Raw genomic sequence first — 721 nt, forward strand, 5'->3', positions numbered from 1 at the left:
CGTTGGGTATAATTGGGAAAAGATAAACTAAATGGAAAGCAAGCATAATGAAAATAAAAGCTCATTAAGAGTAAAAGCTGATAGTATTAAAGAGTTTAGATGTAAAAACTTAATTGCAGTATTGGAAGAACCAATGGACCTTAAAAATATTGGTGAAACAATACGTAACATCAATGCTTTGGGAGTTGAAAAACTTTATGTTGTAGATAGTAGAAATAAAATTCCTGATGACTGGCAAGAAATGAGATTAGATGTGACTTTAACAAAGAAGTCAGCTTCAGCAATAAAATGGTCTTTTGTAAAACGTTTTAATTCAACAAAAGAGTGTCTTGCACATTTGGATAAAAAAGGTTTTAAATCAATGGTTACTTCTCCTCACATAAAAGGGAAGAAAAATTTTGTTTTGCATGAAGGTAAATATACAAAAATGAAACTAGCAGTTTGGTTTGGAAATGAATCTAGAGGTATAAGCGAAGAGGCTGTAGAAAATAGTGTAGCTTGTATAAATATCCCAATGTATGGTATTATTGAAAGCTTAAATTTAGGTACCTCCACAGGAATTGTGATGTATGAAATTACTAAACAAAGACGTTTATTCAAGCAGAGTAAAATTGCAAAACGGCTTAAAAAAGTAGGTTTAAAGAAATAACTATACCCAACACCAGCTAAAACTCCATGTATCGGGTGACGCACCCTCTCACATAGTTTAGCCATCACGTTA

General features: G+C 32.0%; 1 protein-coding gene. It reads left to right on the forward strand.

Annotated features, from left to right (window positions below; all coding sequences use genetic code 11):
• Positions 1–31: 31 nt before the first annotated feature.
• Positions 32–649: a TrmH family RNA methyltransferase gene (locus HGP29_RS28325; RefSeq protein WP_168885824.1), complete on the forward strand. Its 618-nt coding sequence runs from the start codon at positions 32–34 to the stop codon at positions 647–649.
• Positions 650–721: the final 72 nt, after the last annotated feature.

This window comes from Flammeovirga agarivorans, from assembly GCF_012641475.1.
Classification (GTDB): domain Bacteria; phylum Bacteroidota; class Bacteroidia; order Cytophagales; family Flammeovirgaceae; genus Flammeovirga; species Flammeovirga agarivorans.